Below are 18,120 nucleotides of genomic sequence, written 5' to 3'. Positions count from 1 at the left end.
CCCCGGCCGGAAGGCTAGACGTACCGCTCCAGGATCGAGGATTCCGCAAGGCGGGAGAGTCCCTCGCGGACGCTGCGGGCCCGGGCCTCGCCGACGCCGTCCACGGTCTGGAGGTCGTCCACGCTGGCGGCGAGCAGCTTCTGGAGGCCGCCGAAGTGCTCGACCAGGCGGTCGATGATGGCGCCGGGCAGCCGCGGGACCTTGGCGAGCAGGCGGAAACCCCGGGGGGAGACCGCGGAGTCCAGGGTCTCGGGGGAGCCCGTGTACCCCAGGGCGCGGGCCACGGTGGAGAGTTCGAGGAGCTCCGCGTGGCTGAGGGAGTCCAGCTCCGAGAGAGCCTCGTCTACCGTGCGGGACCGCTTCGCGGTCGGCTCGGGGACGTAATCCCTGACGACCAGTTCGCGCTCGGGCTCCACGCCCGCGATCAACTCGTCGAGCTGGAGGGCGAGGAGGCGGCCGTCCGTGCCGAGCTCCACCACGTACTCGGCGATCTCGGTGGCGATGCGGCGCACCATCTCCAGGCGCTGGGCGACCGCCGTGACGTCCCGCACGGTCACCAGGTCCTCGATCTCCAGGGCGGAGAGCGTGCCCGCGACCTCGTCGAGACGGAGCTTGTACCGCTCCAGGGTCGCCAGGGCCTGGTTGGCGCGGGAGAGGATCGCCGCCGAGTCCTCAAGGACGCGGCGCTGCCCGTCCACGTACAGCGCGATCAGACGCATGGACTGCGAGACGGAGACGACGGGGAAGCCGACCTGCTTGGAGACGCGGTCCGCCGTGCGGTGCCGCGTGCCCGTCTCCTCGGTGGGAATCCTCGGGTCCGGCACGAGCTGCACGCCGGCCCGCAGGATCTTGGTGATGTCCTTGTCGAGGACGATGCCGCCGTCGAGCTTGCAGAGCTCACGCAGGCGCGTCGCGGTGAACTCGACGTCCAGGATGAATCCGCCCGTGCACATCGACTCCACGGTCTTGTCCCAGCCGAGCACGATGAGACCGCCGGTGTTGCCGCGCAGGATGCGCTCCAGGCCGTCGCGCAGGGCCATGCCGGGGGCGACGGCGCTCAGGGAGGCGCGCATCAGGGCGTCGGCAGCGGAGCTTCCGCCGGACTTGCCGGAACTCGCTGCCCGGTCGTTGGCTGCCACTGCACTCCCTCGGTCGCGGGTTCTCCATGCCACTTCCGTACGCCTGACTTCGTACGAGTGGGCGAGACCAGGGCAAAGTCTACCGGCGCTCTTCCTCCTCCCGTGGGGCCTCTCGGCGACGCGACCTCGGCAGGACCCGCAGGGCGTCCCCCATGTCGGCGACTTCGATGACCTTCATACCGGGCGGGACCTTCCCCGGATCGGCCGGTACGAGCGCGTGCGTGAAGCCCAGGCGGTGCGCCTCCGACAGCCTGCGCTGGACGCCCGTGACCCGTCTGACCTCGCCCGCCAGGCCCACTTCCCCGATCGCGACCAGGTTCTTCGGCAGCGGGGTGTCGGTCGCGGCGCTGGCCAGGGCCAGGGCGACGGCGAGGTCCGCGGCGGGCTCGGAGAGCTTCACTCCGCCGACGGTCGCGCTGTAGATGTCCCGCTTGCCGAGGGCCGTGATCCGGCCGCGCTGCTCCAGGACGGCCAGCATCATCGAGACGCGGGAGGTCTCCAGGCCGGAGGTGGTGCGCCGGGGGCTCGGGATCTGCGAGTCGACCGTGAGCGCCTGGACCTCGGCGACCAGGGGGCGGCGGCCCTCCAGGGTGACGGTCAGGCAGGTGCCGGGAACGGCCTCGGCCCGGCGGGTGAGGAAGAGGCCGCTGGGATCGGCGAGGCCCGTGATGCCCTCGTCGTGCAGCTCGAAGCAGCCCACCTCGTCCGTCGTCCCGTAGCGGTTCTTGATGCCGCGGACCAGGCGCAGGCGTGCGTGCCGGTCGCCCTCGAACTGGAGGACCACGTCGACGAGGTGCTCCAGGAGGCGGGGCCCCGCGATCGCGCCGTCCTTGGTGACGTGACCGACCAGGAGGGTGGACATGCCGCGCTCCTTGGAGGCGCGGATCAGGGCGCCCGCGACCTCGCGGACCTGCGCCATGCCGCCCGGCGCCCCGTCGATCTCGGGGGAGGCGACGGTCTGCACGGAGTCCAGGACCAGGAGCGAGGGCTTGACCGCGTCCAGGTGGCCGAGGACGGCGGCCAGGTCGGTCTCCGCCGCCAGATACAGGTGGTCGTCGATGGCGCCGATGCGGTCGGCCCGCAGCCGCACCTGGCTCGCCGACTCCTCGCCCGTCACATAGAGCGTGCGGTGCTCGTCGCTGGCCGCCTTCGCCGCGACGTCCAGGAGCAGCGTGGACTTGCCGACGCCCGGCTCGCCCGCGAGCAGCGCCACGGCGCCGGGGACCAGGCCGCCGCCGAGCACGCGGTCCAGCTCGGGCACGCCGGTGCTGCGCGCGGTGGCCCGGCGGCCGTCGACCTCGCCGATCGGCACGGCGGACGAGGTGACGCGGCCGGGGGCGGTGGTGCGGACGGCGGGCGCGCCGTACTCCTCGACGGTGCCCCAGGCCTGGCATTCGGGGCAGCGGCCGAGCCACTTGGCCGTCTGCCAGCCGCACTCGGTGCAGCGGTAGGACGGACGGTCCTTGGCGGATTTCGTACGGGCAGCCATGTTCGGAACCGTAGCCGAGCCCACTGACAACGCCGTCTGCCGCGGTTCACCACCCGTCACCGGCCGGGGCCGGCCGACGGAATGATGGGTTCCTGTCCCCTTTCGAGGGATTGGTTCACCCGTAAGGATTAAATACGCTCAAGACGGCGGAAGACGCCTGCATCATCCGCCTACCTTCACACGGTGACGAGCAGCAGGCCGGAAACCGCAGTGACCAAAACCGGCGCACACCGGGCGCACCGCGACGCGCGCAAGCGTGTGGCGCCCCGCCAGGCGCCCCGGACCGCCCCGCACGGGCGCTATGACCCCTGCCTGGACGGCCTGTTCACGTACTGCCTGTCCGTCCTCTGCGACCACGACGCGGCGACCGTGGCCGTGGGCGACGTCCTCCACATCGCCGAGCGCAGGGGCTCGCGCGGACCGGAGTCCGGCGGCGAGCTGAAGGCCTGGCTCTACGCACTGGCCCGCTGGGTCTGCCTGCGCAGGCTCGCCGAGGCCAAGCGCAGCCGCCATGCCGCCCACGCCGCGGGCGCGGGCCGCACCCCGAAGGACCCGCCGCGGGACGCAGGACCCGCCCCAGGGGCGGCCCGCCCCTCCGGAGAGTCCGAGGAGGTCCAGCGGGAGCGCCGCGGCGAACTGGCCCGGCTCGCCTGGCCGGAGGCCGCCGGCACCACCCCCGAGCAGCGCGAGGCGCTGGAGCTGGCCGTGCGCCACCAGCTCACCCCCGCCGAGGTCGCCGCCGTGGTCGGCATGGACCCCGCGAAGGCCCGCGAGCTGCTCGCCTCCGCCGCCTGCGAGGTGGAGCGCACCCGCGCCGCCCTCGCCGTGGTGGAGACCGGCAGCTGCCCCATCGTGGCCCGCCTCACCGGCGACAACCAGCTCCTGCTCGGCACGGCCCTGCGCCGCGAACTCGTCCGGCACGTCGACGACTGCCCGCGCTGCCGCGGCACCGCCGAGCGGGCCGGAGCGGGCACCTGGCCCGGCACGGCCGTGAGCCCCGCCACGCTCCCCCTGATCGAGGCCCCCCGGGCCGCCCTGCACCGCGCGATGGCGCACGGCCCACGCGCGCGTGGCGTCCACCCCCGCTATGACCGGCGCGGTTTCCCGATGGACCCCAAGGACCACGCGGCCCGCAGGGACCGGATCCGCGCGCGTGCCGTCACCACGACCGTCGTCGCCACCGTGGTGGCCGCCCCGGTCCTTGCCCTCTGGGCGGCCTACCGCGGCCCCCTCACCGGCGAGGGCCACGACGGCGGTTCGGTGACCGCGAGCGAGGACGAGGGCGCCGGAGGCCTCGGCAGCGACCACGCGGGCGACGGCTATGAGAACGCGGGCAATGCCCGCAAGGGCCCCGGGCCGCACTTCACCGCGGGCGGCCGGTCGCCGGACGTCTCCGTGGAGGTCATCAGCGGCGGCGGCCCGTCGGCCGGGCGCCTCACCGTGACGGCCAGGCCGAGCGGCGACATCACCCTGATCACCCTGACCGCGTCGGGCAGCGCCCCGGTGGACTGGTCGGCCGGCGCGAACGCCTCATGGCTCTATCTGAACCGCTCGTCGGGCACGCTGGCGCCCGGCGAAACGGTCACTCTGCGGGTGTACGTGGACCACCGCCGCGAGCCGTCGGGGCCCTGGCGCGCACGCGTCTCGATCGCACCTTCCGGCGCGGTCATCTCGATCGACGGGCACGGCGACGGGCGCCCGCCGCACACGCCGGACCCCGGCCCGCGGCCCACGGACCCGCGCCCCACCGACCCCGGGCCCTCCGACCCGGACCCGGGCCCCGACCCGACCCCGAGGCCCACCGACCCTGACCCGTCGGACCCCGACCCCACGCCGACGCCCACGGAGCCGACGACCACCCCGTCGTACCCCGCCCCGGGCGGCCCGTCGGCGCCTCCGGGCGACGGCGGGACGAGCCCGGGCTGACCGGGCCCGGCGACCGAGGGGACAGGTGTTACGCGGGATCCGCGGGATGCGGGGCGAGGAGCGGCAGCCGGGAGGCGAGGCGCTCCTCGCAGAGCTCCACGAGCCGGTCGTAACCCTCCTTGCCCATCAGCTCGATCAGCTCGGGGCGGTAGGTGACGTACACCGGGTCGCCCGCGCCGTGCGCCGACGTCGCCGAGGTGCACCACCAGTGCAGATCGTGGCCGCCGGGGCCCCAGCCGCGCCGGTCGTACTCCCCGATCGACACCTGAAGGATCCGCGTGTCGTCGGGCCGGTCGATCCACTCGTACGTCCTGCGCACCGGGAGCTGCCAGCAGACGTCCGGCTTGGTCTCCAGGGGCTCGCGGCCCTCGCGCAGCGCCAGGATGTGCAGCGAGCAGCCGGCGCCGCCCTCGAAACCGGGGCGGTTCTGGAAGATGCAGGAGCCGTTGAACGGGCGGGTCTGGCGGTCGCCGTCCTCGTCCGTGGAGACCCAGCCGGTCTCCCGGCCCACGTCGTGGTGCTGCCAGATGTCGGGGGTGAGCCGCTCCACGAAGCCGGCGACGCGCTTCTCGTCGTCGTCGTCCGAGAAATGGGCACCCAGCGTGCAGCACCCGTCGTCGGCGCGGCCCTCCTTGATCCCCTGGCAGCCGCTTCCGAAGATGCAGTTCCAGCGAGAGGTCAGCCATGTCAGATCGCAGCGGAAGACCTGCTCGTCGTCCGCCGGATCCGGGAACTCCACCCATGAGCGGGCGAAGTCAAGGCCCTTCTCGTCCGGTTCCGCCTTCCCGGTCTTCGCAGGCTTTCCGGACTTTCCCACCTTCTCGGCCTTCTCCGGCCTTCCCACCACCTTCTCCCGCTTCCCCTGCTTCGACGGCTCATGGGACTCGGGCGACGACTTCGCCGACTTCGATTTGTCGGCCTTCGTCTTTTTCGTCTTTGGCACGACTCCAGGGTATGCGTGCGGTGGGCCGCCCGGAGCCAGACCGCCGCCGCGCGCGGCGTAGCGTCTCGTACATGAGACTCGGTGTCCTCGACGTGGGGTCGAACACGGTGCATCTGCTCGTGGTCGACGCCCACCCCGGCGCGCGCCCGCTGCCCGCGCACTCGCACAAGGCCGATCTGCGCCTGGCCCAACTCCTCGATCCGTCGGGGGCGATAGGGCCCGAGGGCGTGGGCCGCCTCGTCGCCATCGTGCGCGAGGCGATGGAGGCCGCCGAGGACAAGGGCGTGGAGGAGGTCCTGCCGTTCGCCACCTCCGCGGTGCGCGAGGCGACCAACGCCGACGAGGTCCTCGGCCGGGTCAGGGACGAGACCGGCGTCGATCTGAAGGTGCTGTCCGGCGAGGAGGAGGCCAAACTCACCTTCCTCGCCGCCCGCCGCTGGTTCGGCTGGTCCGCGGGCAAGCTGCTGCTCCTCGACATCGGCGGCGGCTCGCTGGAGATCGCGTACGGCATGGACGAGGAGCCGGACGCGGCGGTCAGCCTGCCCCTGGGCGCCGGGCGCCTCACCGCCGCCTGGCTGCCCGCGGACCCGCCGGACCCGGCCGACGTGAAGGCGCTGCGCCGGCACGTACGCGCGCAGATCGCCCGGACGGTGGGGGAGTTCAGCCGCTTCGGCGCCCCCGACCACATCGTGGCCACCTCGAAGACGTTCAAGCAGCTCGCCAGGCTCGCGGGCGCCGCCCGCTCCGCGGAGGGCCTCTACGTCCAGCGCGAACTGAAGCGGAAGTCCCTGGAGGACTGGGTTCCGCGGCTCGCCGCGATGACCACGGAGGAGCGCTCCGAGCTGCCCGGCGTCTCCGAGGGGCGGGCCGCGCAACTGCTCGCGGGAGCGCTGGTCGCGGAGGGCGCCATGGACCTCTTCGGGGTCGAGAACGTGGAGATCTGCCCCTGGGCACTGCGCGAGGGCGTGATCCTGCGCCGGCTCGACCACCTGCCGGCCTCCTGAGCGGGCGGGTCTCCTGAGCGGGGCGGCTCCCTGCGCGGGGCGGGCGCGAGGCCTTGTGCCGGGATGGGCGCGAGGCCTTGTGCCGGGATGGGCGCGAGGCCTTGCGCGGGGCGGCATGAGGCCACCTCCCCGGTGTCCCGGCGCGGCCCGTACCCTGTCTTGCGTGGCAGAACCAGTGGTGCGCATCCCGGATGCGAAGGTCGCCCTGTCGACGGCCTCGGTCTATCCGGAGTCGACGGCGACGGCCTTCGAGATCGCCGCGCGCCTCGGCTACGACGGCGTCGAGGTCATGGTCTGGACCGACCCCGTCAGCCAGGACATCGAGGCCCTGCGCAGGCTGAGCGACTACCACCAGATTCCGATCCTGGCCATCCACGCCCCATGTCTGCTGATCACGCAGCGCGTCTGGTCCACCGACCCGTGGGTCAAGCTCCAGCGCGCGAAGGCCGCGGCGGAGAAGCTCGACGCCTCCACGGTCGTCGTGCACCCGCCCTTCCGCTGGCAGCGGCAGTACGCGCGCGACTTCGTCGACGGAATCTGGCGGATGGCCGACGAGACGGACGTGCGCTTCGCCGTCGAGAACATGTATCCCTGGCGCTACCGCGACCGCGAGATGCTCGCGTACGCCCCCGACTGGGACGTCACCAAGGACGACTACCGCCACTTCACGGTCGACCTCTCGCACACCGCGACCGCCCGCGCCGACGCCATGGACATGGTCGACCGCATGGGCGACCGGCTCGGCCACGTGCACCTCGCCGACGGCAAGGGCTCGGCCAAGGACGAGCACCTGGTGCCTGGCCGCGGCACGCAGCCGTGCGCCGAACTTTTGGAGCGCCTGGCCACCACCGGCTTCGACGGGCACGTCGTCATCGAGGTCAACACCCGCCGCGCGATGTCCGGCGCCGAGCGCGAGGCGGACCTCGCCGAGGCGCTCGCCTTCACGCGGCTGCACCTCGCCTCCGCGGTCGGGGTGAAGCGCCGGTGACGCCGGGCGACGCGGGTGCCGCCGCCCCGCGCCGCCGGGGACGGCCCTCCCGTACGGAGACGGAGACCGGCCCCGCCACCCGTGACCGGATCATCCAGGCGGCCCGCGACGAGTTCTCCGAGCGGGGGTACGAGAAGGCGTCCGTGCGCGGCATCGCCAAGGCCGCGGGGGTGGACTCCGCGCTGGTGCACCACTACTTCGGCACGAAGGAACAGGTCTTCGAGGCCGCCGTCACCGTCGCCTTCGCGCCCGCGTTCGAAGCGCCCGCCGCGGTCGAGGAGGGCCCGCTCGACGAGGTGGGCGAGCGCCTGACCCGGTTCGTCCTCGGCGTCTGGGAGAACCCCGCCACGCGCGCGCCGCTCCTGGCCATCGTCCGCTCCGCCGTCAACCACGACACGGCCACCGCGGTCTTCCGCCGCCTCGTCGCCACGCAGCTCCTGGGCCGCATCGCACGCCGCATCGACCTGCCGGACGCGGAACTACGGGCCGAGCTGGCCGCCGCACAACTCGTGGGCATCGCCATGCTGCGCTACGTCATCAAGGTCGAACCCCTGGCATCGGCAAACCCGGAACGGATCGTGACACGGGTGGCCCCGGTCGTACAGGGCCATCTGACGGGACCGTGACGGCGGTCCCGGCGTAGCCGTTCGCCGAGACGTGCGTCCCGGTATTCGGACAGGCTGTCCAGATCGTGGAGCGGCGGCGTACGCTCGACAGCAGTCCCATATCTCTGTAGATGGTCTCCGTAGATCGCCGAATTCCTGAAGGAGCGAGCGACGATGCCCGAGCTCAGGTCCCGCACTGTCACCCACGGCCGCAACATGGCGGGCGCCCGCGCCCTTATGCGTGCCTCCGGTGTACCGGGGGCCGACATCGGGCGGAAGCCGATCATCGCCGTGGCCAACTCGTTCACGGAGTTCGTGCCCGGCCACACCCACCTTCAGCCGGTCGGCCGCATCGTCTCCGAGGCGATCACCGCCGCAGGCGGCATCCCGCGCGAGTTCAACACGATCGCCGTGGACGACGGCATCGCGATGGGCCACGGCGGAATGCTGTACTCCCTGCCCTCCCGCGACCTGATCGCGGACTCGGTGGAGTACATGGTGGAGGCCCACTGCGCCGACGCCCTGATCTGCATCTCCAACTGCGACAAGATCACCCCCGGCATGCTGATGGCCGCCCTGCGCCTCAACATCCCGACGGTCTTCGTCTCCGGCGGCCCGATGGAGGCCGGCAAGACCACGCTCGTCGACGGCACCGTCCGCAAGCTCGACCTGGTCAACGCGATCAGCGACGCCGTGGACGAGAGCGTCTCGGACGAGGACATCCTCCGCATCGAGGAGAACGCCTGCCCGACCTGCGGCTCCTGTTCCGGCATGTTCACCGCCAACTCGATGAACTGCCTGACCGAGGCCATCGGCCTCTCCCTGCCGGGCAACGGCTCGGTCCTCGCCACGCACACCGCCCGCAAGGCGCTGTACGAGCGGGCGGGACAGACGGTCGTCGACATCACCAAGCGGTACTACGACGGCGACGACGCCTCCGTCCTGCCGCGCTCCATCGCCACGCACGCCGCCTTCGAGAACGCCATGGCCCTCGACATCGCCATGGGCGGCTCCACCAACACGATCCTGCACCTGCTCGCCGCGGCCCGCGAGGCCGAGGTCGACTACGACCTGACCGACATCGACGCCGTCTCGCGCCGCGTCCCCTGCCTGGCCAAGGTCGCCCCGAACGTCGCGGGCAGCACGACGTACTACATGGAGGACGTGCACCGCGCCGGCGGCATCCCCGCGCTCCTCGGCGAGCTGTACCGCGGCGGTCTCCTCAACGAGGACGTGCACACCGTCCACTCGCCCTCCATCAAGGAGTGGCTGGACGCCTGGGACATCCGCTCCGGCTCCGCCTCCGGGGAGGCGAGCGAGCTGTGGCACGCGGCGCCCGGCTGCAAGCGCTCCGCTGAGGCCTTCTCGCAGTCCGAGCGCTGGGACACCCTCGACACGGACGCCGCGGGCGGCTGCATCCGCGACGTCGCCCACGCGTACTCCAAGGACGGCGGCCTCGGCGTCCTCAAGGGCAACATCGCCGTCGACGGCTGCGTCGTGAAGACCGCCGGCGTCGACGAGTCGATCTGGACCTTCGAGGGCCCCGCGGTCGTCTGCGACTCGCAGGAAGAGGCCGTCGAGAAGATCCTGAACAAGGCGGTCAAGCCGGGCGACGTGGTCGTCATCCGCTACGAGGGCCCCAAGGGCGGCCCCGGCATGCAGGAGATGCTCTACCCCACCTCCTTCCTGAAGGGCCGCGGCCTCGGCAAGACCTGCGCCCTGATCACCGACGGCCGCTTCTCCGGCGGCACCTCGGGCCTGTCCATCGGCCACGCCTCGCCCGAGGCGGCGGCCGGCGGCACGATCGCTCTCGTCGAGGACGGCGACCGCATCCGCATCGACATCCCCGGCCGCTCGATCGAACTCCTCGTCCCCGAGGAGGAGCTGACCGCCCGCCGTGAGGTCCTGAACGGCGTGTACGCGCCCAAGGCCCGCGAGCGCAAGGTCTCCGCCGCCCTGCGCGCGTACGCGGCGATGGCGACGAGCGCGGACAAGGGCGCGGTCCGCGACGTGTCGAAGCTCGGCTGAAGGTCGAGAGGCTGAAAGGTCGAGAGGCTGAAAGGCTGACCGGCCCGGTATCTCCGGAACGTTTTGGGGCGCGGGTGCGTCCTTGGTGTGAGGAACACGCCAGGGGCGGCCCGCGCCGCCGTTTACGGGGGAGAGAACTGTGAGCGAGAACGTCATCACGCCGGAAGTTCCCGGGGACGTCCCGGCCACCGAGGCCGACGCCCAGGCCGACGCCGAGGTCGTGGCCGACGCCGAGGCCCTGACCGCGGCCGCGGCCGGGAGGACCTACCCGATCATCGCGTCGGTCAACGTCCGCTCGGGCCCGGGCACGTCGTACTCCAAGGTGGGCCGCCTCAGCGCGGGCGCGCGCGTCACCATCCAGTGCCAGAAGGCGGGCGAGACGGTCAGCGGGCCGGGCGGCACCTCGAAGCTCTGGGACCGGATCGGCAGCGGCCGCTGGGTCTCGGACACGTACGTGCGCACGGGCACCACCGGGTACGTGGCACCGCGCTGCTGAGCGCGGCGCGTCAGCCGGTCCGCGGCGGCTTCGTCGCGTCGAAGGCGAACACCGTGTTCTTGGCGGCGGCCACGACGACCACGCGCCCCGTGACGGTCACGCGGGGCGTGGCGTTCAGCTCGCCCGCCAGGCCGTCGGCCCGTGGGTCCGTGGTGAGGAGCGGCTTGCCCCTGCCGGCGGAGAGCGCGACGACCCTGCCGCTGGCCGAGCTGAAGTACAGCGTCCCCTTGCCGTCCGCCACCGGTCCCGACACGCCCTCGACCGCCGTCTGCCGTGACCACTTCTTCGCGCCGGTCGCCGGGTCGATCGCGGTGATCAGGCCGGTCTGCCCGCTGAAGTAGAGGGTGCCGCCGACCATGCCGGGCGTCCCGTCGTACGTCTTGGGCAGCCGCGCGTACGACACCTCGCGCGACGCCATGTCCACCCGCGCCACCCCGTCGTAGCCGAGCAGGGCGGGTCCCTCGCGGTGCTCATGGAGGAGTACGAGGCGGCCGTCCGCGGTGCCGACCGGCATGGCGGGTCCCTTGACGGCGACGGCCGGGCCCAGGCTGCCCGAGGTCAGGTCGGCCCGGCGCACGACGGGACGGCGCACATCGCTCGTGGCCAGCTCGGCGTCGGGCGCGCACATCGCGTACAGCCGCTTGCCCGCGGGAACGGGGGCACACTGCGTGCCCGCGGGGAACGGCGTGCGCCAGAGCACCTGGCCGCTGTGCGCCTGCCGCGCCTCGAAGCGGGAGTTCGACGCGTCGACCGTCACGACCGTGGAGCCGACGACCACGGCGTCCTGCGTGCGCCCGGTCACGTTCGTGGACTGGGCGCCGGACGGGGTCGACCACAGTTCCGTGCCCTTGTCCGCGTCCAGGGCGACCACCTCGGTGGCGGCGCTGTCCGGCTCCTCCTCGGTCCCGATGCGGTAGCCGAGCACGGTGTCACCGCTCACGCCCACCAGGTGCATGCCCTGCGTCGGGACGCCCGGACTCTTCTCCGTCCAGACGCGGGAGCCGTCGGCGGCCCTGATCCGGGTGGCGACGACCCCGCCGCCGCCGCAGAACAGCGCGTCGCCGCGCGCCACGCAGCGCACCTCGTCCGGGATGTCCTCGCGGCCGCCCGGCACCGCCTCGCGCCACGGCCGGAACCCGTCGGGCAGCGCGGCCTCATTGGCCGCGGCGACCGTGCGCCCGCCGTCGTCCGTGCCGCCGCTCCCGCCGGAGTCCCCGGCCTGCAACAGCGCGACCCCGCCGCCGATCGTGGCGACGGCGACGGCCGCGGCGAGCACGGAACGCAGGCGGCGGCGCGGACGGCGGGAGGTGCCGTCGGCAGTGGCGGTGGCGGTGGCGGTGGACACGGGAGCCACAGGAGCCACAGGAGCCACAGGAGCCACGGAAGTGTCATCGGTGACCAGGTGGTGCTGGGTGTCCGTCTCCCGGGTGCGGCGCGGGCCGTCGCCGGTTCCCGGAGCGCCCCCGAGGTCGGTGGGCAGGTCCCGGAGCCGCACGAGGAGTTCGTCGGCCGACGGCCGCTCGTCGGGGTCCTTGGCGAGGCAGGGCTCGACCACCCGCCGCAGCGCGTCGGGGACCGCGCCGAGCGACGGTGCCTCGTGCACCACCTGGTACGCGGTCATGTACGGGCTGTCCGCGTCGAAGGGGCCCTGCCCGGTCGCCGCGTACACGAGCAGCGTGCCGAGCGAGAAGACGTCGGAGCGCGGCCCGACACCGCGCGGCGCCTGCAACTGCTCCGGCGACATGAACGGCGGCGTACCGATCACCCGCCCCGTCATCGTCAGCGTCTGCTGGTCCGCCGCGCGGGAGATGCCGAAGTCGATGACGCGGGGGCCCTCCGGGGAGAGGACCACGTTGGACGGCTTGAGATCCCGGTGCACGACACCGGCCCGGTGGATGTCACGCAGGGCCTCGGTGAGCCCGATGGCCAGCCTGCGCAGCTCGGCACCGCCGATCGGGCCCCGCTTCGCGATGCGCTGGGCGAGGGTCGGGCCCTCGATGAACGTGGTGGCCATCCACGGGTGCGCGGCCTCCGGATCGGCGTCGATCACGGCCGCGGTGAACGCACCGCTGACCCGCCGGGCGGCGGCCACCTCCTGCCGGAAACGGATGCGGAACTCTTCGTCGTCCGCGAACTGCTGGTGGATCAGCTTGATGGCCACGGGCCGCCCGGAGGCCGAGCGCCCCAGGAAGACGGTCCCCATGCCACCCGAACCGAGCCGCGCCTCCAGCGGATAACCGCCGATCTCCTCCGGGTCTCCTCCACGGAGTGACATGTCCAGACCTCCCCCGCGCTTCCCGGCTACGTCTTTACCCCGCCCAAACTAACCGCCGGACGGTACGGGGAGACAAGGAGGGGGACGAATAGGGCGCGTACGGCCAAGAGGGGTGGAGCGGAGGTGGAGAGGTGGTGAGGAGGGCGTGGAGACATCCCGTCCCCGCAGCACGAAGGCGCCGACACGGCCCGCACCGCTCCCGAGCGATAATGACCCGGTGAGCGAAGAACCCGGAACACCTGGCAAACCTGGCACACCTGGCACCCCCGCCACCTCTGGCACCGCGCCTGGCTCCGGCTCCGGGTCCGCCTCCGGCACCGCGCCCGGCCCGCAGCCGGAGTCGATCCGTTTCTTCGGGACGACCTGGGTCGCCCACGACGGCGGCTACGGCGCCCGCCGGGCGGGCCTCGCCGCCGGGTCCCTGATCGCGGCGGCCGCGGGCTGCTTCGTGCTGCGCTTCGCGTACGAGGGCCTGACCATCGCGGAGGTGGGCTCGTTCGTGAACATGCTCGTCGTCGTGATGTTCGCGATCTGCAGCGCGATCGCCTTCCGCCGCACGTGGGAGGGGTTCACCAAGCGCCACGACCCGGGGTCCCAGGCCTCCATGCGCGGCCTGCTCACGATCGGCTTCGTCGGCACCCTGCTCGCCTACTTCTTCCGCTCCCTGACGGAGGCCCCGGGCGAGGGCCTGCACCGCAAGGAGTACGAGGAGGCCCGCGAGCAGTACGCGAAGCGCACGCAGCGCCGAGCGGGCAACCCCTCCCGCAAAAAGCGCAAGCGCTGAGCGGTCAGTCCACCGCCGCTGGGGCCCGCGCCTTCTTGACGCCCCAAACCTCCCCGCAGCACTATTCATCACATGATGAATAACTGGAATAACATGCCGGGGATCAAGGGCTCAGTAGGTCCACCGGCACCCGAAGAGCCCCCCGCGGCCATCCGCGCCGCCGAGCTGACCGTCGTCCGAGGACCCCGCACAGTCCTCCGCGGCCTCGGCTTCACCGTCCCCCGAGGGCAGATCACCGGTCTCCTGGGCCCCTCCGGCTGCGGCAAATCCACCCTCATGAGGGCGGTCGTCGGCACCCAGGCCAGAGTGACCGGCAGCCTCCAGGTCCTCGGGCACCCCGCGGGCGCCCGCTCCCTGCGCTCCCGCGTCGGCTACGTCGCCCAGCAACCCTCGGTCTACGACGACCTGTCGGTCCGCCAGAACCTCGACTACTTCGCCGCCGTACTCGACCCCGGCCGGGGGACCGCCGCCGAACGCCGCCGCGAACACGTCACCCGCGCCATCGACGACGTGGACCTCGCCTCGCACGCCGACTCCCTCGCGGGCAACCTCTCCGGCGGCCAGCGCAGCCGCGTGTCCCTCGCCGTCGCGCTCCTCGGCGCTCCCGAACTCCTCGTACTGGACGAGCCGACCGTCGGCCTGGACCCCGTACTCCGCCGCGACCTGTGGAACCTCTTCCACGCCATCGCCGACGACCGCGGCGCCGCCATCCTCGTCTCCTCCCACGTCATGGACGAAGCGGAACGCTGTCACCGCCTCCTCCTCATGCGCGACGGCGAGATCCTCGCGGACGACACCCCCGAGGCCCTGCGCACCCGGACCCGCACGGAAACGGTCGAAGCCGCCTTCCTCCGCCTGGTGGACGAGGCCACGCCCCCAGCCCCTGAGCCTCATCCCTGACCGCTGACCGCTGACCGTCAGGAGCGCCCCCGATGAACCTCTACCGCACCTGCGCCACCGCCGCCCGCGTCCTGCGCCAGCTCCGCCACGACCCGCGCTCCCTCGCGCTGCTACTCCTCGTCCCCTGCGTGATGCTGCTGCTCCTGCGCTACGTGTTCGACGGCGACCCGCGCACCTTCGACTCCATCGGCGCCTCGCTGCTCGGGATCTTCCCGCTCATCACGATGTTCCTGGTGACCTCGATCGCCACCCTGCGCGAACGCACCTCCGGCACCCTCGAACGCCTCCTCGCCATGCCCCTCGCGAAGGCCGACCTCATCGCCGGCTACGCCCTGGCCTTCGGCGCCCTCGCGATCGTCCAGTCCGCCCTTGCCACGGGCCTCGCCCTGTGGGCCCTCGGCCTCGACGTCACCGGCTCCGCCTGGCTGCTGCTCCTGGTCGCGCTGCTAGACGCCCTGCTGGGCACCGCACTCGGCCTCTTCGTCTCGGCGTTCGCGGCGTCCGAGTACCAGGCGGTCCAGTTCATGCCGGCGGTGATCTTCCCGCAGCTCCTGCTCTGCGGTCTCTTCGCGGCGCGCGACAGCATGCACCCGGTCCTGGAGTGGATCTCCAACGCCCTCCCCATGTCGTACGCCGTCGACGGCATGAACGAGGTCCTGCGCAACCCCGACCTCACCGGCGACTTCGTACGTGACGCCGCGGTCGTCGCCGGCTGCGCCCTCCTGGTCCTCGCCCTCGGCGCGGCAACCCTCCGCCGCCGCACGGCCTGACACCAGGACGAGACCCGCACGGCATGGTCCGCCCACCGGACACCTCCACTGGCCCCGGCGTCCGCGGTGCGAGGATGTCCCCCGGACGACGCAACCCGGGAGGCCCCGCCCATGAGCACGACGAGCCAGCCGAGCCAGCCGAGCCGGTCCAGCAGGCCGAGCAGGCCGCATGCGCACCCGAGCCAGAAGGTCGCGGTCCTCGGTACCGGAAAGATCGGCGAAGCCCTGCTCAGCGGCATGATCCGCGGCGGCTGGGCCCCCGCCGACCTCATGGTCACCACCCGGCGGCAGGAACGCGCCGACGAGCTCCGCACCCGCTACGGCGTCACCCCCGTCAGCAACGCCGACGCCGCCAAGCAGGCCGACACCCTCATCCTCGCCTGCAAGCCGCAGGACATGGCGAAGCTGCTCGACGAACTCGCCCCGTACGTCACCGCCGACCGCCTCGTCATCAGCGCCGCGGCCGGCATCACCACCGCGTTCATCGAGGAGCGCCTCGCCGAGAACACCCCGGTCGTCCGCGTCATGCCGAACACCCCCGTGCTCGTCGACGAGGGCATGTCCGTCATCTCGGCCGGCAGCCACGCCACCGCCGACGCCCTGTCCCACGCCGAGGACATCTTCGGCGCCGTGGGCAAGACGCTCCGCGTCCCCGAGACCCAGCAGGACGCCTGCACGGCCCTGTCCGGCTCAGGACCCGCGTACTTCTACTTCCTCGTGGAGGCCATGACCGACGCGGGCATCCTCCTCGGCCTGCCCCGCGACAAGGCCCACGACCTCATCGTCCAGGCGGCGATCGGCGCGTCCGTCATGCTCCGCGACAGCGGCGAACACCCGGTGAAGCTCCGCGAGAACGTCACGTCACCCGCGGGCACGACGATCAACGCCATCCGCGAACTGGAGAACCACGGCGTACGGGCCGCCCTGATCGCCGCCCTGGAAGCAGCGAGGGACCGCAGCCGGGAACTGGCCTCGGGCAACAACTGACCCACCCCTGCGTCACCCAGGCCCAGTTCATCGAGCACCCCACCCCGCGCGCCGACCGCGACGCCGACGCCCTCGCCTCCGTACGCGAATACGCCCTCCGCCACGGCGGCCACCGGCACGACCCCCCCTCCGCTGGCTCCTGGACCAGCGCGTCGCGGCAGCGCAGAAACTGCTCGAACGCACCGACCTGCCCACGCCCGAGGTGGCACGCCGCGCGGGCTTCGGCGGCGAGGTCACGCGCCTACCGCGCCTCGTTCACCGGCGGTAGCAGCCCGATCGCCCGATAGGCACCGTCCACCGTCGGCCTGGCCATCCCCCTGGCCCGCTCGGCCCCCCGCCGCAGCACCTCCTCCACATACGCCGGGTCGGCCATCAGCTCCTTGTGCCGCTCCTGGACGGGCCTGAGCAGCTCCACCACGGCATCGGCGGTGTCCTTCTTCAACGCGCCGTACGACGCGTAGGCACCGCTCAGGGTCTGGGGGTCCCCGCCCTGGCACGCGGCGAGGATCTCCAGCAGATTCGAGATCCCCGGCTGCGCCTCCCGGTCGTACCCGACCTCGCTGCCGCTGTCCGTGACCGCCCGGAGGACCTTCTTCCGTACGACCTCGGGCTCGTCGAGGAGATAGACGATGCCCGCACCGGACTCATGGGACTTGCCCATCTTCGACGCCGGGTCCTGTAGATCCATGACCCGCGCCGCCACCTTGGGCGGCGTGGCACGCGGCACCACGAACGTCTGCCCGTACCGCTGGTTGAACCGCTCCGCCAGATCCCGCGTCAGCTCGACGTGCTGGGTCTGGTCGTCACCGACCGGCACCTCGTCGGCCCCGTAGGCGAGGATGTCCGCCGCCATGAGCACGGGATAGGTGAGCAGCGAAAGCCGCACGCTCCCGCCACGGGCCCGCTCCAGGACGGACTTCTCCTTGTACTGGATCATCCGCCGCATCTCGCCGTCCGTGGCGACGCATTCGAGCAGATAGGAGAGCCGGGCGTGCTCGTCCACGTGACTCTGCACGAAGACGACGGCCCGCTCGGGATCGATCCCCGACGCGAGCAGCAGCGTCGCGGCCTGCCTGCTGAGCCGCCGCACGCGGCCCGGATCGTGGTCCACCGTCAGCGCGTGCAGATCGACGACGCTGAAGAGCGACTCCGCCCGGTACTGGTCGACCTCGGCCCACTGCCGTACGGCGCCCAGGTAGTTCCCCAGGGTCAGATGCCCCGTCGGCTTGACCCCACTGAAGATCCTCGTCATCTCTCCGCCTTCTGATGCAGGACCGCCGGCCCGACGGCCGGGCTCCGGGTCCTCCAGGGGAGAAACGAAAACGGCCGCCGAGGTGGCGGCCGTTGAGTACATGCGTGTGTACGGCCGCCGGTCAGGCGGCCCACCACAGTTGGGTGCACGCATGCGTTGTCATGCCTGCCAGCGTAGCGCCGGGGAGGCCCCGTGGCAGGTGGTTGACACTCCCCAGGTGGATACGTAGTGTTCTCCGAGTTGCCCGGACGTGAGCATCGACCTCTGGTCGGTCCCCGGGTGGCCATTCCGCAAGAACCATTCAAGCGATCGACGTCGCGTTCCCCTCCCGGGAGCCTGTCTTCGGCTCGCTTTCATGCGTATTTGCGAAATGAGGAATCGGCGTTCGAGAGGACGCCCCCGATTAGGTCGGGAGCCGAGATTCCGCTAAAGTCTCACTCGTCGGAACGGCCCAACAGCCGGGAAGACAAGCCCCACTGACTGGGAATCAGGCCCGAAAGGATCTGATAGAGTCGGAACCGCCGGAAAGGGAAA

General features: G+C 72.2%; 15 protein-coding genes and 1 pseudogene. 11 read left to right on the top strand and 5 right to left on the bottom strand.

The features are described from left to right. Window positions 1–14 precede the first annotated feature (14 nt). Window positions 15–1,139 (bottom strand): DNA integrity scanning diadenylate cyclase DisA, encoded by a 1,125-nt coding sequence (gene disA / locus ACZ6JY_RS03860; RefSeq protein WP_469191976.1) that lies wholly within the window; start codon window positions 1,137–1,139, stop codon window positions 15–17. 79 nt (window positions 1,140–1,218) lie between these two features. Then, window positions 1,219–2,628, bottom strand: a complete 1,410-nt coding sequence (gene radA / locus ACZ6JY_RS03855; RefSeq protein ID WP_469191974.1) for a DNA repair protein RadA — start codon at window positions 2,626–2,628, stop codon at window positions 1,219–1,221. A 183-nt stretch (window positions 2,629–2,811) separates the two neighbouring features. Between radA and ACZ6JY_RS03850 the strand changes: the two genes are divergently transcribed. Next, on the top strand, window positions 2,812–4,554 hold the full coding sequence (locus ACZ6JY_RS03850) for a BACON domain-containing protein (protein WP_469191973.1): 1,743 nt from the start codon (window positions 2,812–2,814) through the stop codon (window positions 4,552–4,554). A 28-nt stretch (window positions 4,555–4,582) separates the two neighbouring features. Here the strand turns inward: ACZ6JY_RS03850 and ACZ6JY_RS03845 are convergent, their stop codons facing one another. Beyond that, window positions 4,583–5,497 carry a DUF3109 family protein gene (locus tag ACZ6JY_RS03845; RefSeq protein ID WP_469191971.1) on the bottom strand — a complete coding sequence of 305 codons (915 nt, stop codon included), beginning with the start codon at window positions 5,495–5,497 and terminating at the stop codon, window positions 4,583–4,585. A 71-nt stretch (window positions 5,498–5,568) separates the two neighbouring features. On the opposite strand from ACZ6JY_RS03845, the gene ACZ6JY_RS03840 reads away from it, so the two are divergent. The 5 genes from ACZ6JY_RS03840 (at window position 5,569) to ACZ6JY_RS03820 (ending at window position 10,618) form a co-directional block, all read left to right on the top strand. Next, complete coding sequence (locus ACZ6JY_RS03840) at window positions 5,569–6,501, top strand: Ppx/GppA family phosphatase (RefSeq protein ID WP_469191969.1); 933 nt, start codon at window positions 5,569–5,571, stop codon at window positions 6,499–6,501. Window positions 6,502–6,664: 163 nt separating this feature from the next. Then, entirely contained in the window at window positions 6,665–7,489 is an 825-nt protein-coding gene (locus ACZ6JY_RS03835) for a sugar phosphate isomerase/epimerase family protein (protein ID WP_469191967.1), read from the top strand. After that, window positions 7,486–8,115 carry a TetR/AcrR family transcriptional regulator gene (locus tag ACZ6JY_RS03830; protein WP_469191965.1) on the top strand — a complete coding sequence of 210 codons (630 nt, stop codon included), beginning with the start codon at window positions 7,486–7,488 and terminating at the stop codon, window positions 8,113–8,115. Before ACZ6JY_RS03835 ends, ACZ6JY_RS03830 begins: the two co-directional genes overlap by 4 nt. A gap of 153 nt (window positions 8,116–8,268) precedes the next feature. Next, the gene (gene ilvD, locus ACZ6JY_RS03825; protein ID WP_469191963.1) at window positions 8,269–10,122 is read left to right on the top strand and encodes a dihydroxy-acid dehydratase; all 1,854 of its coding nucleotides are present in this window, start codon (window positions 8,269–8,271) and stop codon (window positions 10,120–10,122) included. 139 nt (window positions 10,123–10,261) lie between these two features. Further along, complete coding sequence (locus ACZ6JY_RS03820) at window positions 10,262–10,618, top strand: SH3 domain-containing protein (protein WP_469191962.1); 357 nt, start codon at window positions 10,262–10,264, stop codon at window positions 10,616–10,618. A gap of 10 nt (window positions 10,619–10,628) precedes the next feature. Here ACZ6JY_RS03820 and ACZ6JY_RS03815 read toward each other — a convergent pair whose 3' ends face one another. Beyond that, window positions 10,629–12,893 carry a protein kinase domain-containing protein gene (locus tag ACZ6JY_RS03815; RefSeq protein ID WP_469191960.1) on the bottom strand — a complete coding sequence of 755 codons (2,265 nt, stop codon included), beginning with the start codon at window positions 12,891–12,893 and terminating at the stop codon, window positions 10,629–10,631. Window positions 12,894–13,110: 217 nt separating this feature from the next. Here ACZ6JY_RS03815 and ACZ6JY_RS03810 point away from each other — a divergent pair, with 217 nt between their 5' ends. The 5 genes and pseudogenes from ACZ6JY_RS03810 to ACZ6JY_RS03790 all read left to right on the top strand — a co-directional run. Beyond that, window positions 13,111–13,677, top strand: a complete 567-nt coding sequence (locus ACZ6JY_RS03810; RefSeq protein WP_469191958.1) for an EamA/RhaT family transporter — start codon at window positions 13,111–13,113, stop codon at window positions 13,675–13,677. Window positions 13,678–13,749: 72 nt separating this feature from the next. Beyond that, window positions 13,750–14,577 (top strand): ABC transporter ATP-binding protein, encoded by an 828-nt coding sequence (locus ACZ6JY_RS03805; RefSeq protein ID WP_469191956.1) that lies wholly within the window; start codon window positions 13,750–13,752, stop codon window positions 14,575–14,577. Between the two features lie 32 nt (window positions 14,578–14,609). Continuing rightward, complete coding sequence (locus ACZ6JY_RS03800; RefSeq protein WP_469191954.1) at window positions 14,610–15,347, top strand: ABC transporter permease; 738 nt, start codon at window positions 14,610–14,612, stop codon at window positions 15,345–15,347. 111 nt (window positions 15,348–15,458) lie between these two features. Beyond that, entirely contained in the window at window positions 15,459–16,334 is an 876-nt protein-coding gene (gene proC, locus ACZ6JY_RS03795; RefSeq protein ID WP_469191952.1) for a pyrroline-5-carboxylate reductase, read from the top strand. Window positions 16,335–16,348: 14 nt separating this feature from the next. Continuing rightward, window positions 16,349–16,621, top strand: a pseudogene (locus tag ACZ6JY_RS03790) (AraC family transcriptional regulator); the annotation flags it as partial. Here the strand turns inward: ACZ6JY_RS03790 and trpS are convergent. Then, window positions 16,576–17,586, bottom strand: coding sequence for a tryptophan--tRNA ligase (gene trpS, locus ACZ6JY_RS03785; protein WP_469191950.1), 1,011 nt, complete (start codon window positions 17,584–17,586; stop codon window positions 16,576–16,578). The pseudogene ACZ6JY_RS03790 and the gene trpS sit on opposite strands and share 46 nt — an antisense overlap. Between the last annotated feature and the right edge of the window lie 534 nt (window positions 17,587–18,120).

The organism is Streptomyces sp. NPDC046335, assembly GCF_055587985.1.
The sequence above is the reverse complement of the archived record's forward strand: the minus strand, read 5'-3'. Positions and strand labels throughout refer to the sequence as shown.

Coding starts and splice junctions, on each gene's coding strand:
- radA (WP_469191974.1), bottom strand. CDS start 2,628: ATGGCTGCCCGTACGAAATCCGCCAAGGACCGTCCGTCCTACCGCTGC.
- ACZ6JY_RS03840 (WP_469191969.1), top strand. CDS start 5,569: ATGAGACTCGGTGTCCTCGACGTGGGGTCGAACACGGTGCATCTGCTC.
- ilvD (WP_469191963.1), top strand. CDS start 8,269: ATGCCCGAGCTCAGGTCCCGCACTGTCACCCACGGCCGCAACATGGCG.
- ACZ6JY_RS03815 (WP_469191960.1), bottom strand. CDS start 12,893: ATGTCACTCCGTGGAGGAGACCCGGAGGAGATCGGCGGTTATCCGCTG.
- ACZ6JY_RS03805 (WP_469191956.1), top strand. CDS start 13,750: ATGATGAATAACTGGAATAACATGCCGGGGATCAAGGGCTCAGTAGGT.
- ACZ6JY_RS03800 (WP_469191954.1), top strand. CDS start 14,610: ATGAACCTCTACCGCACCTGCGCCACCGCCGCCCGCGTCCTGCGCCAG.
- proC (WP_469191952.1), top strand. CDS start 15,459: ATGAGCACGACGAGCCAGCCGAGCCAGCCGAGCCGGTCCAGCAGGCCG.
- trpS (WP_469191950.1), bottom strand. CDS start 17,586: ATGACGAGGATCTTCAGTGGGGTCAAGCCGACGGGGCATCTGACCCTG.